Origin of the sequence: Achromobacter sp. F4_2707 (assembly GCF_047501535.1) — a bacterium.
In the GTDB taxonomy this organism is placed as follows: domain Bacteria; phylum Pseudomonadota; class Gammaproteobacteria; order Burkholderiales; family Burkholderiaceae_B; genus Yanghanlia.
In genome coordinates, this window is the sequence record NZ_JAZDRJ010000001.1 from 273,756 (window position 1) to 289,959 (window position 16,204).

General features: G+C 59.6%; 18 protein-coding genes. 9 read left to right on the plus strand and 9 right to left on the minus strand.

What is annotated here, in order from left to right:
* A complete protein-coding gene (locus VRY85_RS01330) occupies window positions 1-1,275 on the plus strand; it encodes a phenylacetate--CoA ligase family protein (protein ID WP_414596792.1) in 1,275 nt (424 codons plus the stop codon).
* A gap of 117 nt (window positions 1,276-1,392) precedes the next feature.
* Here the strand turns inward: VRY85_RS01330 and VRY85_RS01335 are convergent, their stop codons facing one another.
* From VRY85_RS01335 to VRY85_RS01345, 3 genes are all read right to left on the minus strand, one after another.
* Entirely contained in the window at window positions 1,393-1,557 is a 165-nt protein-coding gene (locus VRY85_RS01335; RefSeq protein WP_414596793.1) for a hypothetical protein, read from the minus strand.
* A 13-nt stretch (window positions 1,558-1,570) separates the two neighbouring features.
* Window positions 1,571-2,659: a YeeE/YedE family protein gene (locus VRY85_RS01340; protein WP_414596794.1), complete on the minus strand. Its 1,089-nt coding sequence runs from the start codon at window positions 2,657-2,659 to the stop codon at window positions 1,571-1,573.
* Between the two features lie 92 nt (window positions 2,660-2,751).
* The gene (locus VRY85_RS01345; protein WP_414596795.1) at window positions 2,752-3,696 is read right to left on the minus strand and encodes a sulfurtransferase; all 945 of its coding nucleotides are present in this window, start codon (window positions 3,694-3,696) and stop codon (window positions 2,752-2,754) included.
* A 276-nt stretch (window positions 3,697-3,972) separates the two neighbouring features.
* Between VRY85_RS01345 and VRY85_RS01350 the strand changes: the two genes are divergently transcribed.
* Window positions 3,973-4,992, plus strand: a complete 1,020-nt coding sequence (locus VRY85_RS01350) for an amino acid ABC transporter substrate-binding protein (protein ID WP_414596796.1) — start codon at window positions 3,973-3,975, stop codon at window positions 4,990-4,992.
* 63 nt (window positions 4,993-5,055) lie between these two features.
* Here the strand turns inward: VRY85_RS01350 and VRY85_RS01355 are convergent, their stop codons facing one another.
* The 3 genes from VRY85_RS01355 to dprA all read right to left on the minus strand — a co-directional run bounded on the left by VRY85_RS01355 (window position 5,056) and on the right by dprA (window position 7,791).
* Window positions 5,056-5,532: a hypothetical protein gene (locus tag VRY85_RS01355; RefSeq protein WP_414596797.1), complete on the minus strand. Its 477-nt coding sequence runs from the start codon at window positions 5,530-5,532 to the stop codon at window positions 5,056-5,058.
* Between the two features lie 11 nt (window positions 5,533-5,543).
* A complete protein-coding gene (locus VRY85_RS01360) occupies window positions 5,544-6,452 on the minus strand; it encodes a hydroxymethylglutaryl-CoA lyase (RefSeq protein ID WP_414596798.1) in 909 nt (302 codons plus the stop codon).
* Window positions 6,453-6,546: 94 nt separating this feature from the next.
* Window positions 6,547-7,791: a DNA-processing protein DprA gene (gene dprA, locus VRY85_RS01365; protein WP_414596799.1), complete on the minus strand. Its 1,245-nt coding sequence runs from the start codon at window positions 7,789-7,791 to the stop codon at window positions 6,547-6,549.
* 116 nt (window positions 7,792-7,907) lie between these two features.
* Between dprA and def the strand changes: the two genes are divergently transcribed.
* The 6 genes from def (at window position 7,908) to VRY85_RS01395 (ending at window position 13,321) form a co-directional block, all read left to right on the plus strand.
* On the plus strand, window positions 7,908-8,420 hold the full coding sequence (def, locus tag VRY85_RS01370) for a peptide deformylase (RefSeq protein WP_414596800.1): 513 nt from the start codon (window positions 7,908-7,910) through the stop codon (window positions 8,418-8,420).
* A gap of 4 nt (window positions 8,421-8,424) precedes the next feature.
* A complete protein-coding gene (gene fmt, locus VRY85_RS01375; RefSeq protein WP_414596801.1) occupies window positions 8,425-9,366 on the plus strand; it encodes a methionyl-tRNA formyltransferase in 942 nt (313 codons plus the stop codon).
* Window positions 9,367-9,457: 91 nt separating this feature from the next.
* Window positions 9,458-10,006: a gamma carbonic anhydrase family protein gene (locus VRY85_RS01380; protein ID WP_414596802.1), complete on the plus strand. Its 549-nt coding sequence runs from the start codon at window positions 9,458-9,460 to the stop codon at window positions 10,004-10,006.
* Complete coding sequence (locus VRY85_RS01385) at window positions 9,999-10,937, plus strand: DMT family transporter (RefSeq protein ID WP_414596803.1); 939 nt, start codon at window positions 9,999-10,001, stop codon at window positions 10,935-10,937. Before VRY85_RS01380 ends, VRY85_RS01385 begins: the two co-directional genes overlap by 8 nt.
* Before the next feature lie 29 nt (window positions 10,938-10,966).
* The gene (gene waaC, locus VRY85_RS01390) at window positions 10,967-11,980 is read left to right on the plus strand and encodes a lipopolysaccharide heptosyltransferase I (protein ID WP_414596804.1); all 1,014 of its coding nucleotides are present in this window, start codon (window positions 10,967-10,969) and stop codon (window positions 11,978-11,980) included.
* Between the two features lie 15 nt (window positions 11,981-11,995).
* Complete coding sequence (locus tag VRY85_RS01395; protein ID WP_414596805.1) at window positions 11,996-13,321, plus strand: 3-deoxy-D-manno-octulosonic acid transferase; 1,326 nt, start codon at window positions 11,996-11,998, stop codon at window positions 13,319-13,321.
* Here VRY85_RS01395 and galU read toward each other — a convergent pair whose 3' ends face one another.
* On the minus strand, window positions 13,322-14,158 hold the full coding sequence (gene galU / locus VRY85_RS01400; protein WP_414596806.1) for a UTP--glucose-1-phosphate uridylyltransferase GalU: 837 nt from the start codon (window positions 14,156-14,158) through the stop codon (window positions 13,322-13,324).
* Window positions 14,159-14,323: 165 nt separating this feature from the next.
* On the opposite strand from galU, the gene VRY85_RS01405 reads away from it, so the two are divergent.
* Window positions 14,324-14,509 carry a hypothetical protein gene (locus VRY85_RS01405; protein ID WP_414596807.1) on the plus strand — a complete coding sequence of 62 codons (186 nt, stop codon included), beginning with the start codon at window positions 14,324-14,326 and terminating at the stop codon, window positions 14,507-14,509.
* 13 nt (window positions 14,510-14,522) lie between these two features.
* Here VRY85_RS01405 and VRY85_RS01410 read toward each other — a convergent pair whose 3' ends face one another.
* Both VRY85_RS01410 and VRY85_RS01415 read right to left on the minus strand, forming a co-directional pair.
* Window positions 14,523-15,371 carry a type III pantothenate kinase gene (locus VRY85_RS01410; protein WP_414596808.1) on the minus strand — a complete coding sequence of 283 codons (849 nt, stop codon included), beginning with the start codon at window positions 15,369-15,371 and terminating at the stop codon, window positions 14,523-14,525.
* Window positions 15,368-16,189 (minus strand): biotin--[acetyl-CoA-carboxylase] ligase, encoded by an 822-nt coding sequence (locus tag VRY85_RS01415; protein ID WP_414596809.1) that lies wholly within the window; start codon window positions 16,187-16,189, stop codon window positions 15,368-15,370. Before VRY85_RS01415 ends, VRY85_RS01410 begins: the two co-directional genes overlap by 4 nt.
* Window positions 16,190-16,204: the final 15 nt, after the last annotated feature.

The following is a 16,204-nucleotide window of genomic DNA, read 5'->3' on the forward strand; positions in this document are numbered from 1 at the left end:
ATGACAACATATTATGAGCAACGCGAAACTGCGAGCGTTGCCGAACGCGAGAAAACGCTGTTCTCGCGGTTGCCGGAGGCATTACAGCAGGCGCGGCAGCGCGCATCGGCCATCGCCCAACAATTGCAGGGTGTGGAGCCGGGTGATGTGCGGGATCGTGCGTCGCTGGGCCGCATTCCCGTCATTCGCAAAAGCGAACTCTTGCAAGCCCAGTTGAGCAAGCGCCAGGCAGGTAACGCTTCCGAGATGTCTGTTCAAGATCGCTTGTTCGGTGGCTTTTCGACAATAGGCTGGGGGGAAGCCGCTCGCGTGTTTGCGTCGCCCGGCCCTATTTACGAGCCTGAGAGCCGCCGTGCCGACTACTGGGGCTTTGCACGCGCTTTATACGCAGCAGGCTTTCGCAGCGGAGATCTCGTCTACAACTGCTTTTCGTACCACTTCACTCCTGCGGGCTCCATGATGGAGACCGCCGCGCATGCCTTGGGATGCACGGTGTTTCCAGGAGGCGTCGGGCAAACCGAACAACAGTTGCAGGCCATGGTGGATTTACAGCCGACGGGCTACACGGGCACGCCAAGCTTTTTACGTATTCTGCTGGAAAAAGCCGAGGAAACCGGGGTGCCTATTACTTCGGTGAAGCGGGCATTGTTTTCCGGCGAGGCGTTTCCCCCGTCTTTGCAAGCCTGGTTTAAGGAACGAGGCATAGACGGCTACCAGGCCTATGGAACCGCTGATCTTGGCATGATTGCCTACGAGACCGAGGCGCGTGAAGGGCTGGTGGTCAACGAAGACATCTTGCTGGAAATCGTGCGGCCAGGGACGAATCAGGCCGTTGCAGAGGGCGAGGTGGGTGAAGTGGTTGTGACCACGCTCAACCCCGATTACCCCCTGCTGCGTTTTGGCACGGGAGACCTGTCCGCTATCATGCCAGGGGCGTCGCCTTGCGGGCGTGGCAACCTGCGCATTCGCGGTTGGCTGGGGCGGGCCGACCAGACAACCAAGGTACGAGGCATGTTCGTACACCCTGCGCAGGTGGCGCAGGTGGTGGCACGTTACCCCAACGTACTGCGTGCCCGCTTGGTGGTGGCAGGGTCGGTAGGGCGCGACAGCATGGTGCTGCGTATTGAAGTCCCCGAAGTGGCGGATGGCCTGGCGGAAAGCGTGGCCGATACCGTGCGAGAAATTACCAAGCTGCGTGCCGAAGTGGAGTGCCTCGAACCTGGTGCTTTGCCGAACGATGGCAAGGTGATTGAGGATGTGCGCGACTACGAATAAGAATTACAAGGCCGGCTGTGGCACACCGGCAGCAGCACATAATAAGGCCTGCAGTAACAAATAATAGAAAATAAAAAGGCCGCGCTTCGTTACAAGCACGGCCTTTTTGACTTTAGTTCAGAATGCCGAGCAGTGGCCTCCCGTGGGAGCTTGCCCCGAACCGGCGGCGAAAAGAGGCGGTTCATGGCGATGGTTGATGTCGGCGGAACTCACCCAGTCCCATCCCAGAAAGAGAGCCAATGCGAGCCAGAATATGGCCAGAGTGGTGTGACGAATGCCCATATTTACTCTCTCCTCAGAAGCCGAAACGACGACGCATGCGCACGCCGATCAAGGAACCGCAGAATGCCAGGGCAACCCAGATCCAGCCGTGCAGGCTGCCGGTTGAAATTCCGCTGACCATGGCGCCCACGTTGCAGCCGAAAGCCAAGCGTGAGCTATAGCCCAGCAGAAAACCTGCCAACAAGCCGATAACCCACTGGCGACCCGTAAGGGGCGCCGGGCTCAATGTCTTGCGGGCTGAAATCCACAAGGCACCTGCCAGTATGCCCAGGTTAGTGATGGTTGTGACGTCCAGGAAGACGGTCTGGCCAAGTGCATTGAAGTTGCCGGGCTGGCTCCAGAAAGCATTGGCAGTTGGGTCAAACAGGCCGGCTGTCGTAGCAATTTTGGCGCCCCACAAGCCGAAGCCGTACACCACGCCCCAGGGCTGACCGGCCAGCAGTAAGTTCAGCACGGCCAGCAACGCCAGCCCAGCGCCTGCGATAAGCAGGCGTCGGTCCAGCCAGCGTGGCGTATCTTGGTTGCCACCACGGCTCCAAGCCAGTGCGAGCCCGCCAATAACGACCAGGCCTACCAGCGTCAGGCCGAAGGCACCAAGTGGGCCGACCTCATTGACCAGCCCCACAGGCGGGGTGGCGCCCAAGGACAGCCACCTGTCCAGATGCGCCGAGCCCAAGAAGCTGCCAATCACAAACATGGGAAGAATCGCCATGTTCAGGGGGATGCCCATTCCCGCCTTATAAAGTGTGCCGGAGCCACAGCCGTCGGCGATCTGCATGGCGGCGCCGAACACGAAGGCGCCGATCAGCAGGCTGACGCTAGGTGGGCCGAGCGCAGCCATCAAATCGTTTGGAAAATATGCCAGCAGCGGCATGGATATGGCGGCGGCAACCGCCAGCAGACCCAGTTGTGCGACGACGCCTGAGGCGTCGCGCTGCTCAATCAGGCGGCGCCAGCCGGTGGTGAAGCCGAAACGGGCGCCGGCGAGAATGCCGCCCATTCCTACGCCGACAAGAAAGAGTGCGGACTGGCGTAATGAAACAAACCAGGCTAGGGCCAGAACGCTAAGAGCGATGGTCAGAGTGAGAGGAAGACGGGACATGGCCTACAGGTGGAATAAAGGAACGGCTGCAAGGGTCAAGGAGGCGGCGCGCTGCGTGGACAGAGCGCCCGCCGATAGCTTGCAGAGCCTGTTTAGTTGAAAGTAAAAGCGCCCTTGAGTTTTTCCAGCAACTGGGCACTGCGGCTTGGCGTGTTATCCATAGGCAGCGCTTCGGCAGTGTTGGTCCAATCGGCCAGAGATTCAGGATACATGCGCACATTAGGCAGCCCTGCGAGTTCCGACAGGGCGAACCAGTCGGTGGCTGCCCAGTGGCCGGTATTGCAGAATGCGATTGTGTCATCGACCAGTTCCGGGAAGCGCTCCGCAGCAATTTGCTTGGCTTGAGCGGCAGAAACGATTTCGGTCGAGTCGGGCTTGAACCACACACTGTGTTCAATATTGACCGCATTGCGAATAGTGCCGGGTACGGCAGCGGTAGGAGCTTTGACTTGGCCGGTAAAGAAGGCGGTGGGGCGAGCATCGACCAATCGAGCTTTAGGGTTGTCGATCTGGGTCAGGATGTCAGCCCGGGTGGCCAGAATGTCCGGATTCACGACGGGTTGATACGTGGAGGGTGCGACTTGCGCCGCCGCCTGGTCTTCGGGCAGCTTTGCTGACCGCCACAATTGCATGCCGCCATTCAAGATGGAAAGCTGCTCAAGGCCAAGGTATTTCATGGTCCAGTACACGCGGGCGGCAGCACCGAAATCGGTTGTGTTCTCGCCCGTGGATACCACGACGGCATGGGTGTGTTCGTCCAACCCCAGGCGTTGAACCAGTTTGGCCAGTTCGGTGAGTTCGGGTAATTGGCCAGGGTTGTTTGCTGGGCCGCGCCACGCTGCATACGGGGCAGACAAGGCACCTGGAATATGGTTTTTCGCGTAGAGATCCGCAGGACGGATGTCAATGATGCGCACATTGGGCGCAGTGCGTAAATGTTCCAGCTCTTGTGGCGCCACAATGGGAGAGACGCCGGCTTGCGCTGCGGAGGATGCAGCAGCCAACGCCAGGGTGGTGGCGAGGAGAAAGCGCTTCATGATGTTGAGTGAGAGACGGGTAGATACCCGATTTGGATGTGGGAATAAGAATAATACTGCTCCTTAAATTTCTTGGAGTAATAAAGATATGGGTTTCAAATAGGAAAACTGTTCTCAGTGAGTGCTGTGGTGGCGCCCGAGATCGCGCTTTGTGTTGCACGTGCCAGGGCTTGCCAAGGCAATTGCTGTCATTTGTGGATTGCTACGGCGGCAGGCTGCTGTAACATGTTCTGATTGATCGCTGATTCCGTTCATACCGTCTTTGTGGAGATGCCCATGTTCAAGTTGAAAACCCTCTTTGCAGTCGTGCTGGCTGTGGCCGGAAGCGTGTCTGTCGCGCAGGCCGATACCTTGGAAAACGTCCGTGAGCGTGGTGTGCTGCATTGCGGTGTCACCACCGGTTTCGCTGGCTTCTCGGCGCCTGACAGCAAAGGAGAATGGGTGGGCCTGGACATCGATGTGTGTCGTGCAGTCGCTGCCGCCGTATTTGGTGATGCATCGAAGTTCAAAGCAGTTTCGCTCAATGCGCAACAGCGTTTTACGGCGCTGCAGTCCGGAGAAATCGATCTTCTGGCGCGTAACACCACGGTGACGCAACAGCGCGACACAGCACTGGGCGCCATTCACGCAGGTATCAACTTTTATGATGGGCAGGGCTTTTTGGTTTCCAAGGAACTTGGTGTCAAGAGCGCCAAGGAATTGAATGATGCTTCAGTGTGTATGCAACAGGGCACAACCAACGAAAACACCATGGCCGACTGGGCGCGCGGCCATGGCATCACCTATAAGCCTGTGGTGTTTGACCAGTTTAATGAAGTGGTGAGCGCGTTTGCAGCAGGGCGCTGCGATGTATTCACTACCGATGCCTCAGGGCTGGCCTCCATTCGCATTTCCCGCCTTGAAAACCCCGATAACTACGTTGTATTGCCTGAGATCATCTCCAAAGAGCCTTTGGGGCCGTTTGTGCGGCAGGGTGATGACGCTTGGCTGAATGTGGTGAAGTGGACGCTGCATGCCATGGTAGCCGCCGAAGAGCTTGGCGTGACGTCGGCCAATGTCGATGAAATGCGAAAAAGCGCCAGCCCCGATGTGCGTCGTTTATTGGGTGTGACCGAGGGCGCGGGTAAGAACATGGGCCTGGAAGAAAACTGGGCTTACAACATCATCAAGCAGGTGGGTAATTACGGTGAAAGCTTTGAGCGTAATGTTGGGCAGGGCAGTCCGTTGAAAATTCAACGCGGCCTGAACGCCTTGTGGACGGAAGGCGGCCTGATGTACGCGCTGCCGATACGATAAGCACCGCGCAATAAGTACTGCGCGATAAGCACCGCGAGGTAAGCGCCCCACGGTACCGCCGGTTCAGCGCCGGCGGTACACGAGGGCGATGCGGGCGAAGGCGATTTCCAGTTCCCGGCTGCCCGCCTGGAACGTGACAGGCCGACCTCGGGCAGTAAAGCAAATCAGTTTCTTTGATGCGATCAGCGGGACGAACTTCACAAACGAGATTTCTTCCCACTGGATGGTGCGGCGGCTGATCCACGACTGTTCAATGCCTTGCTCGGTAATGCGCGTGACCGATGTCTGCATGGCCCGTGCGAGCAGGGCCAGGCCCAATACGCAAACCACCAGGCTGATCTTGATGGCTGGGCTGACCATTTCCCCAGCAGGGCTGGCGGCAGTCTGAGCCAGCCGCACCACGACCACAGCCAAGATCAGCCAGGCAGACCATTTGACCCAGCGGCGGCATGCAGGCCCTTCCAGGGGGAGAGGGCCGATTTCTGCAAACAGCTGTTGTTGTTCTTGCTTACTGGGTGGGTTCAGGCTGCCGATAACCATGAGTGCTCCGTTTAAGCGGCCTTGCGGGCGGCCAGTGCATTGCCTGCGCGACTTGAGCCTTTGCGGCCCAGGTGGCCGGCAATCCATTGGCCGATATCAATGACGGCATCTAGATCAACGCCTGTTTCTATGCCCATGCCATGCAACATGTACAGCACGTCTTCGGTGGCGACGTTGCCGGTAGCGCCTTTGGCGTAAGGGCAGCCGCCCAAGCCTGCGACCGAGGCATGGTAGGTGGAAATGCCTGCTTGCAATGAAGCCAGGATGTTGGCTAGCGATTGACCATATGTGTCGTGGAAATGCCCAGCGATGCGCGAGGGGTCGACGATTTCTGTAACGGCTTTCATCACGCGATCAACCCGCACGGGGGTGCCCACGCCAATGGTGTCGCACACGTCGATTTCATCGCATCCGAGTTCCAGATAGCGCCGTGCAACATCCACCACCGAGGCGATTTCGACTTCGCCCTGATACGGGCAGCCCAGTGCGCAGCTAATGCTGCCGCGCAAACGCAGCCCCGCCGCCTTGACGGCTTCCGCGACGGGTTCGAAGCGGGCAATGGATTCAGCAATGCTGCAATTGATATTGGCTTGTGAAAAGGCTTCGCTGGCCGCGCCAAATATCACGATTTCATCGGCGCCCGCTAACAGAGCGGCATCGAATCCGCGCATATTGGGGGCAAGCACCGAATAAACAGTGCCCGGCTTGCGGTTGATGGCCGCCATCACTTCAGCGCCGTCAGCCATTTGCGGCACCCACTTGGGGGAAACGAATGAGGTGGCCTCAATGTTGGAAAACCCGGCCTGGGTCAGCCGATCGACGAGTTCCACCTTGATTTCGGTGGGGACAAATTGTTTTTCATTTTGCAGACCATCGCGCGGTGCGACTTCGACGATCTTCACTTTGCTGGGTGTGGTCATGTTGTCTCCTGATTCGCTCAACCGTAAATGATAACTTGACGGCGGCCATTGAGTCGCGTTGCCGCAAGAGTTGTCAGTGGACAAGCGTTTGGGGTCAGAGCAGTTCTTGTTGCCGCCTCTGGTAGCGGCCGTCGTCCATGCGTTGGACGATGTCGTTGAGTTCCAGTTCCGTCAGAATGGCGGCAATTCTTGAAAACTCCAGACCGCTGCGCCGGCAGAGCTGGTCGGCATCAGCGGGATCATAGCCTAGCGCAGACAGAACGCGCCCCACCGTGGGGTCTTTCAGTATGCGCGAGGTCGGCCGGCGGCCTTGAGATGGCGGGGTGCTTTGAACGTTGCCCGTTGTGTTGGTGAAGGGCTGGGCTGCGTGGGGCGGCCTGTTTTCGTAACTGGTGAACGTGGGGGCTTGAGCTTGCCCTACAGCTTGGGGAACCGGGCCCGTCCTGAGCAATTCTTCTTCGATATCACTGCCTTGTTCGACCAGCTTTGCGCCCTGTCGGATCAGGGCATGGCAGCCGCGCGACAGCGGTGCATGGATGGAGCCCGGAATGGCAAAGACTTCACGGCCATATTCCCCGGCCAGACGGGCCGTCAGGAGTGAACCACTCTGAACCGCAGCTTCCACGACCAGGATGCCGCGCGCCAGCCCCGCCACCAGGCGGTTGCGATCGGGAAAGCGGAAGGGCTGGGCGGGCGTGCCGGGCGGGTACTCGGTTACCAGGGCGCCATGGGCGGCGATGTCCTCGGTAAGCTTGCCATGTTGGCGGGGGTAAATGACGTCCAGCCCGCTGGCCAGGACGGCGATAGTGCCGCCCGCAGTCGGCCCCGCTTGAAGCGCGCCTTCGTGGGCGGCCGCATCAATACCGCGTGCTAAACCGCTGATAACGGACCAGCCCCGCCCTGCCAAGTGGCGGGCGAAAGCACGGGCGTTGTCCTTGCCGCCTTCGGTTGCATTGCGAGCACCGACAATGGCCATGGCGGGCTGATGCAGTAATTCCGGCTTGCCCCGCACATAGAGCAGCACGGGTGGGTCGCCGGTATCAAACAGGGCGGTGGGGTAGGCAGCGTCAGCTAGCGTAATAAGGTAGTGATCCGGCTGGGCCAGCAGCCGCAAGGCTGTGTCAATGACGGCCTGCACTTCAGGCGAAGCCGGTGCTTGCAGGCGTGCAACGATATCCTGAGGCAGATGGCGTGAGAGAGCGGCGGCTGAGGCTGAAAGGATGTGCTGAGGCAGCCCCAGCTCCTTCAGCAGATGGCGGATGACCGCCCGGCTCAGGCCGGGCTCCGCCGACAGGCGCAGCCAACCGACAAGTTCTTCGTGAGAGCGATCATTGACCATAGGCGTAGTGTGCCACGAGCCTGCTTGTGTGGGGCGGCTGATAGGGCACGATTGTCCGCCCCGCGCTTTAAACGTTTTATAATTAGGGACTTAACGTCTCGATTTTGGAAGCTTCAATGGCCTTACTCCCCATCCTTCGATACCCGGACCCGCGCCTGCACAAGGTGGCCGAGCCCGTCCGTGAGGTCGATGACCGCATCCGCCAGTTGGTGCGTGACATGGCGGAAACCATGTACGACGCCCCGGGCGTGGGCCTGGCTGCCACCCAGGTCGATGTGCACGAACGTGTCATTGTGATCGACGTCTCGGAAGACGGTAACGACCTGCGCGTCCTCATCAACCCTGAAATCATCTCCAGAAGCGATGATGTTCAGGTCTATGAGGAAGGCTGCCTGTCTGTTCCCGGCATTTACGATAAGGTTGAGCGCGCGGCTCGCATCCGCGTGCGCGCCCTGAATGAAAACGGTGAAACATACGAGTTCGACGCCGACGGCCTGCTGGCTGTCTGTGTTCAGCATGAAATGGATCACCTTATGGGCAAGGTGTTTGTTGAATACCTTTCGCCCCTGAAACAAAACCGTATTCGCAGCAAATTGCGCAAGCAGGAACGCGAAGCGTTGCGCGCCTGACCCCATGCGTATTGTTTTTGCAGGCACGCCGGAATTCGCCGCGGAAGCGCTGGACGCCATCATTGGCGCCGGCCATGAGGTTCCGCTGGTGCTGACTCAACCCGATCGCCCCTCGGGCCGTGGCATGAAATTGCGGCCCAGTCCGGTGAAGGCGCTAGCACAGGCTCACGGAATAGAAGTCGTTCAGCCTCGCAGCCTGCGGCTGGATGGCAAGTACCCGGAAGAAGCGCAAGCTGCGCAGCACGCTTTGCAGCAGGCGGCGCCCGATCTCATGGTGGTGGCCGCCTACGGGCTGATTCTGCCCAAATGGGCATTAAGCCTGCCCACTTATGGATGTTTCAATATTCACGCCAGCTTGCTACCGCGCTGGCGGGGCGCGGCGCCCATTCAACGCGCCATTGAAGCGGGCGACGACCGAACCGGCATCACCATTATGCAGATGGACGAAGGCCTGGATACCGGCGACATGCTGCTGGTGCGCGAACTCCCCATTACTGACACACATACCGCATCTCGCTTACACGATGAGCTCGCCGGCCTGGGGGCTGAAGCCATACTCGAAGCGGTGGCCTTGCTAGAAAAAGCTCAGCTGCAGCCGCAGCCACAGCCCGACGAAGGCGTGACTTACGCTGCCAAGCTCGATAAGGCCGAAGCGGCGCTGGACTTTTCCCGACCTGCCGTGGAACTGGCCAGGCGGGTGCGGGCGTTTGACCCCGTTCCGGGCGCTACGGTGCGTCTGCCGGGGCTGGACCAGCCCGTTAAGGTTTGGTCGGCGCAAGCGTTAGCCATTGCTTCGGATGCCGAGCCCGGAACCCTTTTGAACGTCTCTCCGGAAGGCGTGGACATTGCAACTTCCGACGGCATTCTGCGCGTGTTATCGCTGCAAAAGGCCGGTGGTAAGCGCCAGCCTGTGGCGGCTTTTGTGCAAGGCTGGAACCGGGCTTAAAGGGGCGACCGTGCGTCTATACTACGCTTAAGCAGCCGTTATTTAGCGGCATCAAAAACATACACAACAGATTCAGGACAGCGGAAACACCATGACCCGTTATCGTCTCGGAGACAAATCCCCCTCCATTGATGCAAGCGCTTATGTAGCGCTTGAGGCCGCCGTTATCGGCGATGTGCATTTAGCCGCCGACACCAGCGTATGGGCTTGCGCCGTTCTGCGCGGCGATAACGAACCCATTGTGGTGGGAGAAGGCAGTAATGTGCAGGAAGGCGCGGTCATGCATACTGACCCGGGCTGTCCGCTCACCGTCGGGCCAGGCGTCACCATTGGCCATCAAGCCATGCTGCATGGGTGCACCGTAGGTGAAGGTTCGCTGATCGGCATTCAGGCTGTGGTGTTGAACCGCGCCGTGATTGGCAAGGAATGCCTGGTAGGAGCGGGCGCCGTTGTCACCGAAGGCAAGGTGTTTCCAGATCGTTCGCTTATCCTTGGCGCACCCGCCAAAGTGGTGCGCACACTCACTGATGAAGATGTCGCCAACCTGCGGCGTAATGCGCAAAACTACGTAAAGCGCGCGGCATTGTTCAAGTCCGAACTGGTCGCTCTTCCGGAACCCGAATCCGCTGAAAATGCCTGACCCCGGGCGCCGGCCCGCTGTGGCGCCAACGTTTTCCGCATTGGGTGTCAGGCCGCTGGCAGGCATAGTCACGCTGATCTTGTCCACCTGGGCGTTGTCGGGGCTGGATGCCGCTGGCAAATGGGTTATGGCCGCCGGGGTGTCCCTGTGGGTGTTGTGCTGGGTACGGTACTCAGTCCATCTGCTGCTGGTGTTGGGGGTCGTGCTGCCGCTACGCGGCCCGCGAGTGTTGCGTAGTGTCAGGCCGCGCGCTCAGCTGTTGCGTGGCTCTGTCATGTTGTTGGCGACCTTGTGTTTCTTCAAAACGCTTAGCTATCTGCCCCAGGCGGAGGCCACAGCCATCAATTTTCTGGCACCTTTGATGGTACTTTCCCTGGCCCCCTGGCTGCTGAAGGAGCCACCGCGTATATCACGCTGGGTGGCGGCAGGGGTAGGCTTTTTGGGTGTTCTCATCATTATTCGTCCCGATGCCGGGCTGAACCCTGTAGGGGTTGCATGGGGGTTATTGACTGCCTGCATGTTTGCAGGGCAGTTCATGGCCACGCGCCGAGTGGCCGTGGATGACCCCCTTACTACGCTTGTGTGGAGCGGTGCGGTAGGTACGGTGGTGCTCAGTATCTCCATGCCAGTGCTGCTGCCTCAGGTGCTGCCTGTGTTGCGTGAATTTCAGCTTTTGCACTGGGTTGTGCTGCTGGCCACAGGCGTTTTGGGCGCTCTGGGCCACTTATTACAGATCCAGGCATATCGGTATGCTCCGGCTTCCTTGTTGGCTCCATTCGTCTATATACAGATTGTGGCCGCCGCCACGCTAGGTTGGCTGGTGTGGGGGCAATTCCCTGATGCGCTGAGCTGGCTGGGGATTGCAGTGGTCTGTGGCAGTGGTGCCAGTCTGGCTGCATGGGAATGGCGCAGAAGGCCCACTCGTGCATAATGCCCGGTCTTTGTCTTTATAATTCCGCCATGACGAAGAAAATCCTGATCGTCCGCACCTCGTCTCTTGGCGATCTGGTGCATATGTTGCCTGCTATCAGCGATATCGGGCGACACGTTCCTGGCGCCAGCATTGATTGGATTGTGGAAGAGAACTTCGCCGAAGTCCCTTCCTGGCATCCTGCTGTCAATGAAGTCATTCCCGTCGCCCACCGTCGTTGGCGCAAGAGCTGGTGGTCGGCGCAAACGCGTGTCGAGCGCGCCGCTTTGCGCCGTAACCTGGGGGCCAGGCGTTACGACATCGTGCTGGACATGCAGGCCCTGATGAAATCCGTATGGCTGGTGCGGCAGACGCATGGCGAACGTCACGGCCTGGACCGTCGCTCGGCACGCGAGCCTTTGGCATCGTTTTTCTACGACGTGCGGCATACGGTGGAATTTTGGCAGCCGGCCATCATCCGGCAGCGTAAGCTTGCTTCCCTGGCCTTTGGCTATGAGTACGAGGGCGAACCCGATTTCGGCTTGGGGCGGTTTACTGAGCATGCTCAGGTGCAGCCCTACGCTGTCATCATGCCTTCCGCCAGCCGAGACGACAAACTCTGGCCCGCCGAAAACTGGCATATCGTGTTTGACCATCTCAACCAGCAAGGCTTGGGTTTGCGTCTGCTGGCCGGGAACGAGCGTGAGGCGGAGCGTGCCCGGGAATTGGTTAAGGGGCGTGAAAACGTTGAGGTCATGAGCCGCATGTCGCTGGAAGCGGTGGCGGAGGTCTTGGCATCTGCGCGTATCATGGTCGGGCTGGACAGCGGCCTCACCCATCTCTCAGCGGGTCTGGGCCGCCCGACTATTGGTATCTACAAGGCATCTACACCCGTGCGTACGCCATTGCAGGGCCCGTCCTATACGGCGAGCCTGGGCGAGCGCGGTGCCGAGCCTTCTGCGCAAACCGTATTAAGCGCAGTTGAGCAGGCTTTGGCTTTTGATGCCGGGCGAGCCCCCTTGTTGACGGGGTTGGACGGCCCGGACATCTCCGCTGAGCATTAAGCTTCAAGGTTAGTTTTGAACCGATTTTTCTATTCTCTGTCACTGCGTTGCCTGTCGCCATTTCTGCTGGCATGGATGGGGCTGCGAGCCCGCCGGGCGGGAGGCGATTGGGGGGTGGTGTCGGCAGAGCGTTTCGGTCGCCTGCGCAAAGCGCCTGTGCTGCCTAATCTTGTCTGGGTGCATGCCGTCAGCCTGGGCGAAACCCGCGCGGCGCAACCGCTGGTACGTGCGCTGTTGGAGCGCGGTGAGAATGTGCTGCTTACGCATCTGACGGTGACGGGCCGAGAAGAAGGGGCGCGCGCCTTCGCACGCGAGATTGAGCAAGGGCGGCTGATTCAGCAGTGGCTGCCTTATGATTTTCCAGGCGCTACCGCACGTTTTCTGGATCACTACAAACCGGTTACAGGCATATTGATTGAAAGGGAGGTCTGGCCCAACCTGCTGGCTGCGGCCCGCCGACGCAATGTGCCCATGATGCTGGTCAGCGCCCGTTTTTCCGATAATGCGTTACGTACTGTGCTGCGCGCGGGCAAGGTGCTGCAGGAAGCCTACGCGGGGCTGTCTGTGGTCCATGCGCAAACCTTGCAGGATGCCCAGCGTCTCGAACAAGCCGGTGTGGCCGCTGTGCGGGTGTCTGGGAATTTCAAGTTTGATGTGCGAGTGTCTGCCGAGCAGGTCGAGAAAGGCCGGGAGTTTGTGGCCGTACTGAATCGCCGCGTTATCACCATCGCCAGTACGCGAGAAGGTGAGGATGAAATGTTCATCCAGGCCATTCAGAAGCATGTGCGACGCATGCGCTCACAGGGACAGGATCTTGAGGAAACCGCCGTGTTCAGGCTAGTGCCGCGTCACCCGCAGCGCTTCGAGGCTGCCGCACAAATGCTGGCAGAAGCGGAGCTGCCGTTTGTGCGCCGCTCAGCTACGTTGCAGTACGGTGACTGCAGCGCCAGTGCGGTGCGAGAGGCGCAGAATGCGATGGTGCTGTTGGGCGATACAGTGGGGGAAATGGCGCGCTATTACGCATCCAGCCATGTTGCCATTGTTGGCGGCAGTTTCGCTCCGCTGGGAGGGCAGAATCTTATCGAGGCCTGCGCGGTCGGCGTGCCTGTGATTGTCGGCCCCAACACGCATAACTTCGAGCAGGCGGTAAGTGACGCCATTCATGCCGGCGCTGCCTTGCGGGCGCCGGATGCCGAGGCCGCTTTGCAACTGGCCCTGCAACTTCTGGACGACCCCCGGCGTCTGGCTCAAATGAGTGAGGCCGGGGTGGATTGGGTGTTGCAGCACACTGGCGCAGTACAACGCGTTATGGACAGCTACCAGGCGCTGCGGGGCGAGTAATCAGGGCTCCAGGCCATGGTATTTACGGCCGATTTCCAGGGTGGCGCGGAAGAAACCTTCTTTGCTGCCGCAGTCGTAGCGCACGCCTTCGTACTCCACGCCATAAACACCCCGGGTTTGCATCAGGCTGGCGATGCCATCGGTCAACTGAATTTCACCACCGACACCGGCCTGCGTTCTGCGCAGGTGGTCGAAAATTTCCGGCTCCAGCACATAGCGGCCTACTACAGCCAAGTTGGATGGCGCATCGGCGGCCGAAGGTTTCTCAACAATGCTTTTGACTCGGGTGGTTTTTTCATTGACCGGGTCGCCTGAGATGATGCCGTAGCGGTCAGAGTGTTCGGGCTGAATGCGCTGAATAGCCAAAACGCTGCCATTGTGTTCATGAGCCGCTTCGACCAATTGCTGGGTGACTGAGGAGCGAGAGTCGATCAAGTCGTCTGCCAGTAAGACGGCAAAGGGCTCGTTGCCCACGATGGGGGCGGCGCACAGCACGGCATGGCCCAGGCCCAGCGGGGCAGGTTGGCGAGTGTAAATGCAATTCACATGGGGAGGCAGCACATTACGTACGATTTCAAGCAGGGCGGATTTGTTTTTCGCTGCAAGTTCCGCTTCAAGCTCGGGGATGGAGTCGAAGTGATCTTCAATGGCGCGCTTATTGCGGCCCGTGATGAAGATAAGGTCGGTAATGCCGGCAGCAACCGCTTCTTCGACCGCATACTGAATCAGCGGTTTGTCCACAACAGGCAGCATCTCCTTGGGCATGGCTTTGGTGGCAGGTAGAAATCGGGTTCCAAGGCCCGCTACGGGGAAGACCGCTTTGCGTATGGGTTTCATTGTTCGTGCGAAATATGTTCAAAAAGGGCCTAGGTTTGCGCAATAAAGCAAACATCATGCCGGGATCAAAGTAATGTACCAAATCTCGGAATTGGATGTATCAGCTAGCCTGTAGTCGTTCCAGTGTGCATTACACTCCAACCATCGTTTTATTTCCGAGCGGATATGCGTGTTCTGTTTTTTCTCGTTCTGCTGGCCAATGTGGCCGTACTGGCTTATGGGCAGGGGTTTATGGGGACCCCGCCCAGCGAACAAGGGCGCACTCCCCGCCAGCTGTCGGAACGCAATCAGCATATTGTTGAGTTGGGTCAGGCTCGCTTGGTCGACACCGTGCGGCAGGCTGGCGGTTAGTTGCCTGGCTGGTTCAGGGCAGTGTCTGCCCGGCCAGAGCAGCCAGGCCGTCCAGAACGGGCGCGTCCAGCCAATGGGGTGCGCTGGGCGGCAAACCGTTGTCGGCCTGAGCGCGCCGTAGGGCGGCCTCGACTTCATCGGCAACCAAAGGCCAGCCGCCCCCGGAACAATACACCGTGGGCGCTACTCCCAAGGTGTCGAGAGCATAGCGCCATTGCCGAATGACGGCTCCGGCCTGAGCGGCGGCGATGCCGCTGCTGATGGCCGTATGAGTATTGCGTGGGAACGCAACGCTGGCGCCTTGTGCGTAAGGCAGTCCGGCGGTGCCGTTGGCCAGGGATTGACGCATGAGTTCCGGCCCGGGCAAGATCAGGCCGCCTTCAAAACGGCGGCTTTCCGTTTGTTCATCCAGATCGCTCAAAGGCGCATGTTCCGCAGCCGACAACGGGCCCAGGGTATCGACTGTGGTCGCTGTGCCAAAGCTGGCCAAAAGAGCCGCAGAGCGCGTATGGCCGCCCAGGCCGATTAGTGCGATCCAGCGGTCATTACCCAGTTGCTCCGGGTGGTCATAAAGGTTCATAACTCCGGCGGCATAGGCGGAGCTACGCAGCCAATGCATGGTGATGGAGGGTTGCAGCGTGTGCTCGATCAAGGTGGCGACCGCTTCGCTGGCGACACATACGCCTAAGGCGGCGTCCGGCATGCTTGGCAGTTGGGCCAGCCATTGGGGCAGCTGACTCAGTTCAGCATGGCTCAATGCCAGGGTGTCCGGGCTGCGCCGGTTTTGCCCGCGACGCAGCCAGCCAAACTTGATGCGGGTATTGCCTGCGTCGACAAGCAGGATGGAAGCATTTCCCTTCATACCGCCCTCGCGGAAACTTCACCCACTGAAATGGCGTGCTCGCCGTCGGGACAGCGTAGCAGCAATTGCCCCGCCTGATTCACCCCCACTGCGTTGCCGCTACGCACAATACGATCGTTCTCCAGTATGTCGATCTTTTGGCCCAGCAGCCCGTCGACTGCTGCATAGCGTTCCGGCAATCCTTCAAAACCTTGCGACGTCAGCGCTGCGAAATTTTCATACCAGGCACGCGCAATGCGCATCACGATTTGCTCGGGGCGGACGCGGGCGGCAGCGCTGTCGGCACGACTGACTTCCGACCAGTCGGCGATCCGGCGGTTCAGTGACGTGCTGAGAGCGCGGGCATCATCCAGATTGATGCCGATGCCCAGTATCGCGACATGGTGATCGGCAGACTGCCGTGCGGTACCCGCCCGGGTGACTTCTACCAGAAGGCCGGCCAGTTTTGCGAAGCGCCACTGCAAGTCATTGGGCCATTTCATCGTGAGCAGCGGCCGGTTGGCGGCTGTCAGCATGCTGCGCAAGGTTTCTGCGACGATCAGGCCGCCGAAGGGCGACAGCGTGGGCAAGGAAGCGGGCGGTAGGAAGATATCGAAGGCGCAGGAAAACATCAGGTTGGCGCCCGAACGATTCTGCCAGCTGCGGCCCGAGCGCCCACGCCCGCTTTCTTGTAAATGGGCGCCCAGCAACCAAGGGCGCGCCAGGGCGCCGGCCTCGGCACGGGCGCGTTGTAGCAGATCAGCGTTAGTGGATGTGGTGCGCCCCACCCATTCAATGCTATGGAACTCCGGCAAGCCTTGCTGGAGCAGGTTTTGCATGCGCTCCGGCATAGG

What these genes read in the sequence shown, in the direction of transcription:
- VRY85_RS01330 (WP_414596792.1), top strand. Translation starts at nt 1, where the DNA reads ATGACAACATATTATGAGCAACGCGAAACTGCGAGCGTTGCCGAACGC.
- VRY85_RS01335 (WP_414596793.1), bottom strand. Translation starts at nt 1,557, where the DNA reads ATGGGCATTCGTCACACCACTCTGGCCATATTCTGGCTCGCATTGGCT.
- VRY85_RS01340 (WP_414596794.1), bottom strand. Translation starts at nt 2,659, where the DNA reads ATGTCCCGTCTTCCTCTCACTCTGACCATCGCTCTTAGCGTTCTGGCC.
- VRY85_RS01345 (WP_414596795.1), bottom strand. Translation starts at nt 3,696, where the DNA reads ATGAAGCGCTTTCTCCTCGCCACCACCCTGGCGTTGGCTGCTGCATCC.
- VRY85_RS01350 (WP_414596796.1), top strand. Translation starts at nt 3,973, where the DNA reads ATGTTCAAGTTGAAAACCCTCTTTGCAGTCGTGCTGGCTGTGGCCGGA.
- VRY85_RS01355 (WP_414596797.1), bottom strand. Translation starts at nt 5,532, where the DNA reads ATGGTTATCGGCAGCCTGAACCCACCCAGTAAGCAAGAACAACAACAG.
- VRY85_RS01360 (WP_414596798.1), bottom strand. Translation starts at nt 6,452, where the DNA reads ATGACCACACCCAGCAAAGTGAAGATCGTCGAAGTCGCACCGCGCGAT.
- dprA (WP_414596799.1), bottom strand. Translation starts at nt 7,791, where the DNA reads ATGGTCAATGATCGCTCTCACGAAGAACTTGTCGGTTGGCTGCGCCTG.
- def (WP_414596800.1), top strand. Translation starts at nt 7,908, where the DNA reads ATGGCCTTACTCCCCATCCTTCGATACCCGGACCCGCGCCTGCACAAG.
- fmt (WP_414596801.1), top strand. Translation starts at nt 8,425, where the DNA reads ATGCGTATTGTTTTTGCAGGCACGCCGGAATTCGCCGCGGAAGCGCTG.
- VRY85_RS01380 (WP_414596802.1), top strand. Translation starts at nt 9,458, where the DNA reads ATGACCCGTTATCGTCTCGGAGACAAATCCCCCTCCATTGATGCAAGC.
- VRY85_RS01385 (WP_414596803.1), top strand. Translation starts at nt 9,999, where the DNA reads ATGCCTGACCCCGGGCGCCGGCCCGCTGTGGCGCCAACGTTTTCCGCA.
- waaC (WP_414596804.1), top strand. Translation starts at nt 10,967, where the DNA reads ATGACGAAGAAAATCCTGATCGTCCGCACCTCGTCTCTTGGCGATCTG.
- galU (WP_414596806.1), bottom strand. Translation starts at nt 14,158, where the DNA reads ATGAAACCCATACGCAAAGCGGTCTTCCCCGTAGCGGGCCTTGGAACC.
- VRY85_RS01405 (WP_414596807.1), top strand. Translation starts at nt 14,324, where the DNA reads ATGCGTGTTCTGTTTTTTCTCGTTCTGCTGGCCAATGTGGCCGTACTG.
- VRY85_RS01410 (WP_414596808.1), bottom strand. Translation starts at nt 15,371, where the DNA reads ATGAAGGGAAATGCTTCCATCCTGCTTGTCGACGCAGGCAATACCCGC.
- VRY85_RS01415 (WP_414596809.1), bottom strand. Translation starts at nt 16,189, where the DNA reads ATGCAAAACCTGCTCCAGCAAGGCTTGCCGGAGTTCCATAGCATTGAA.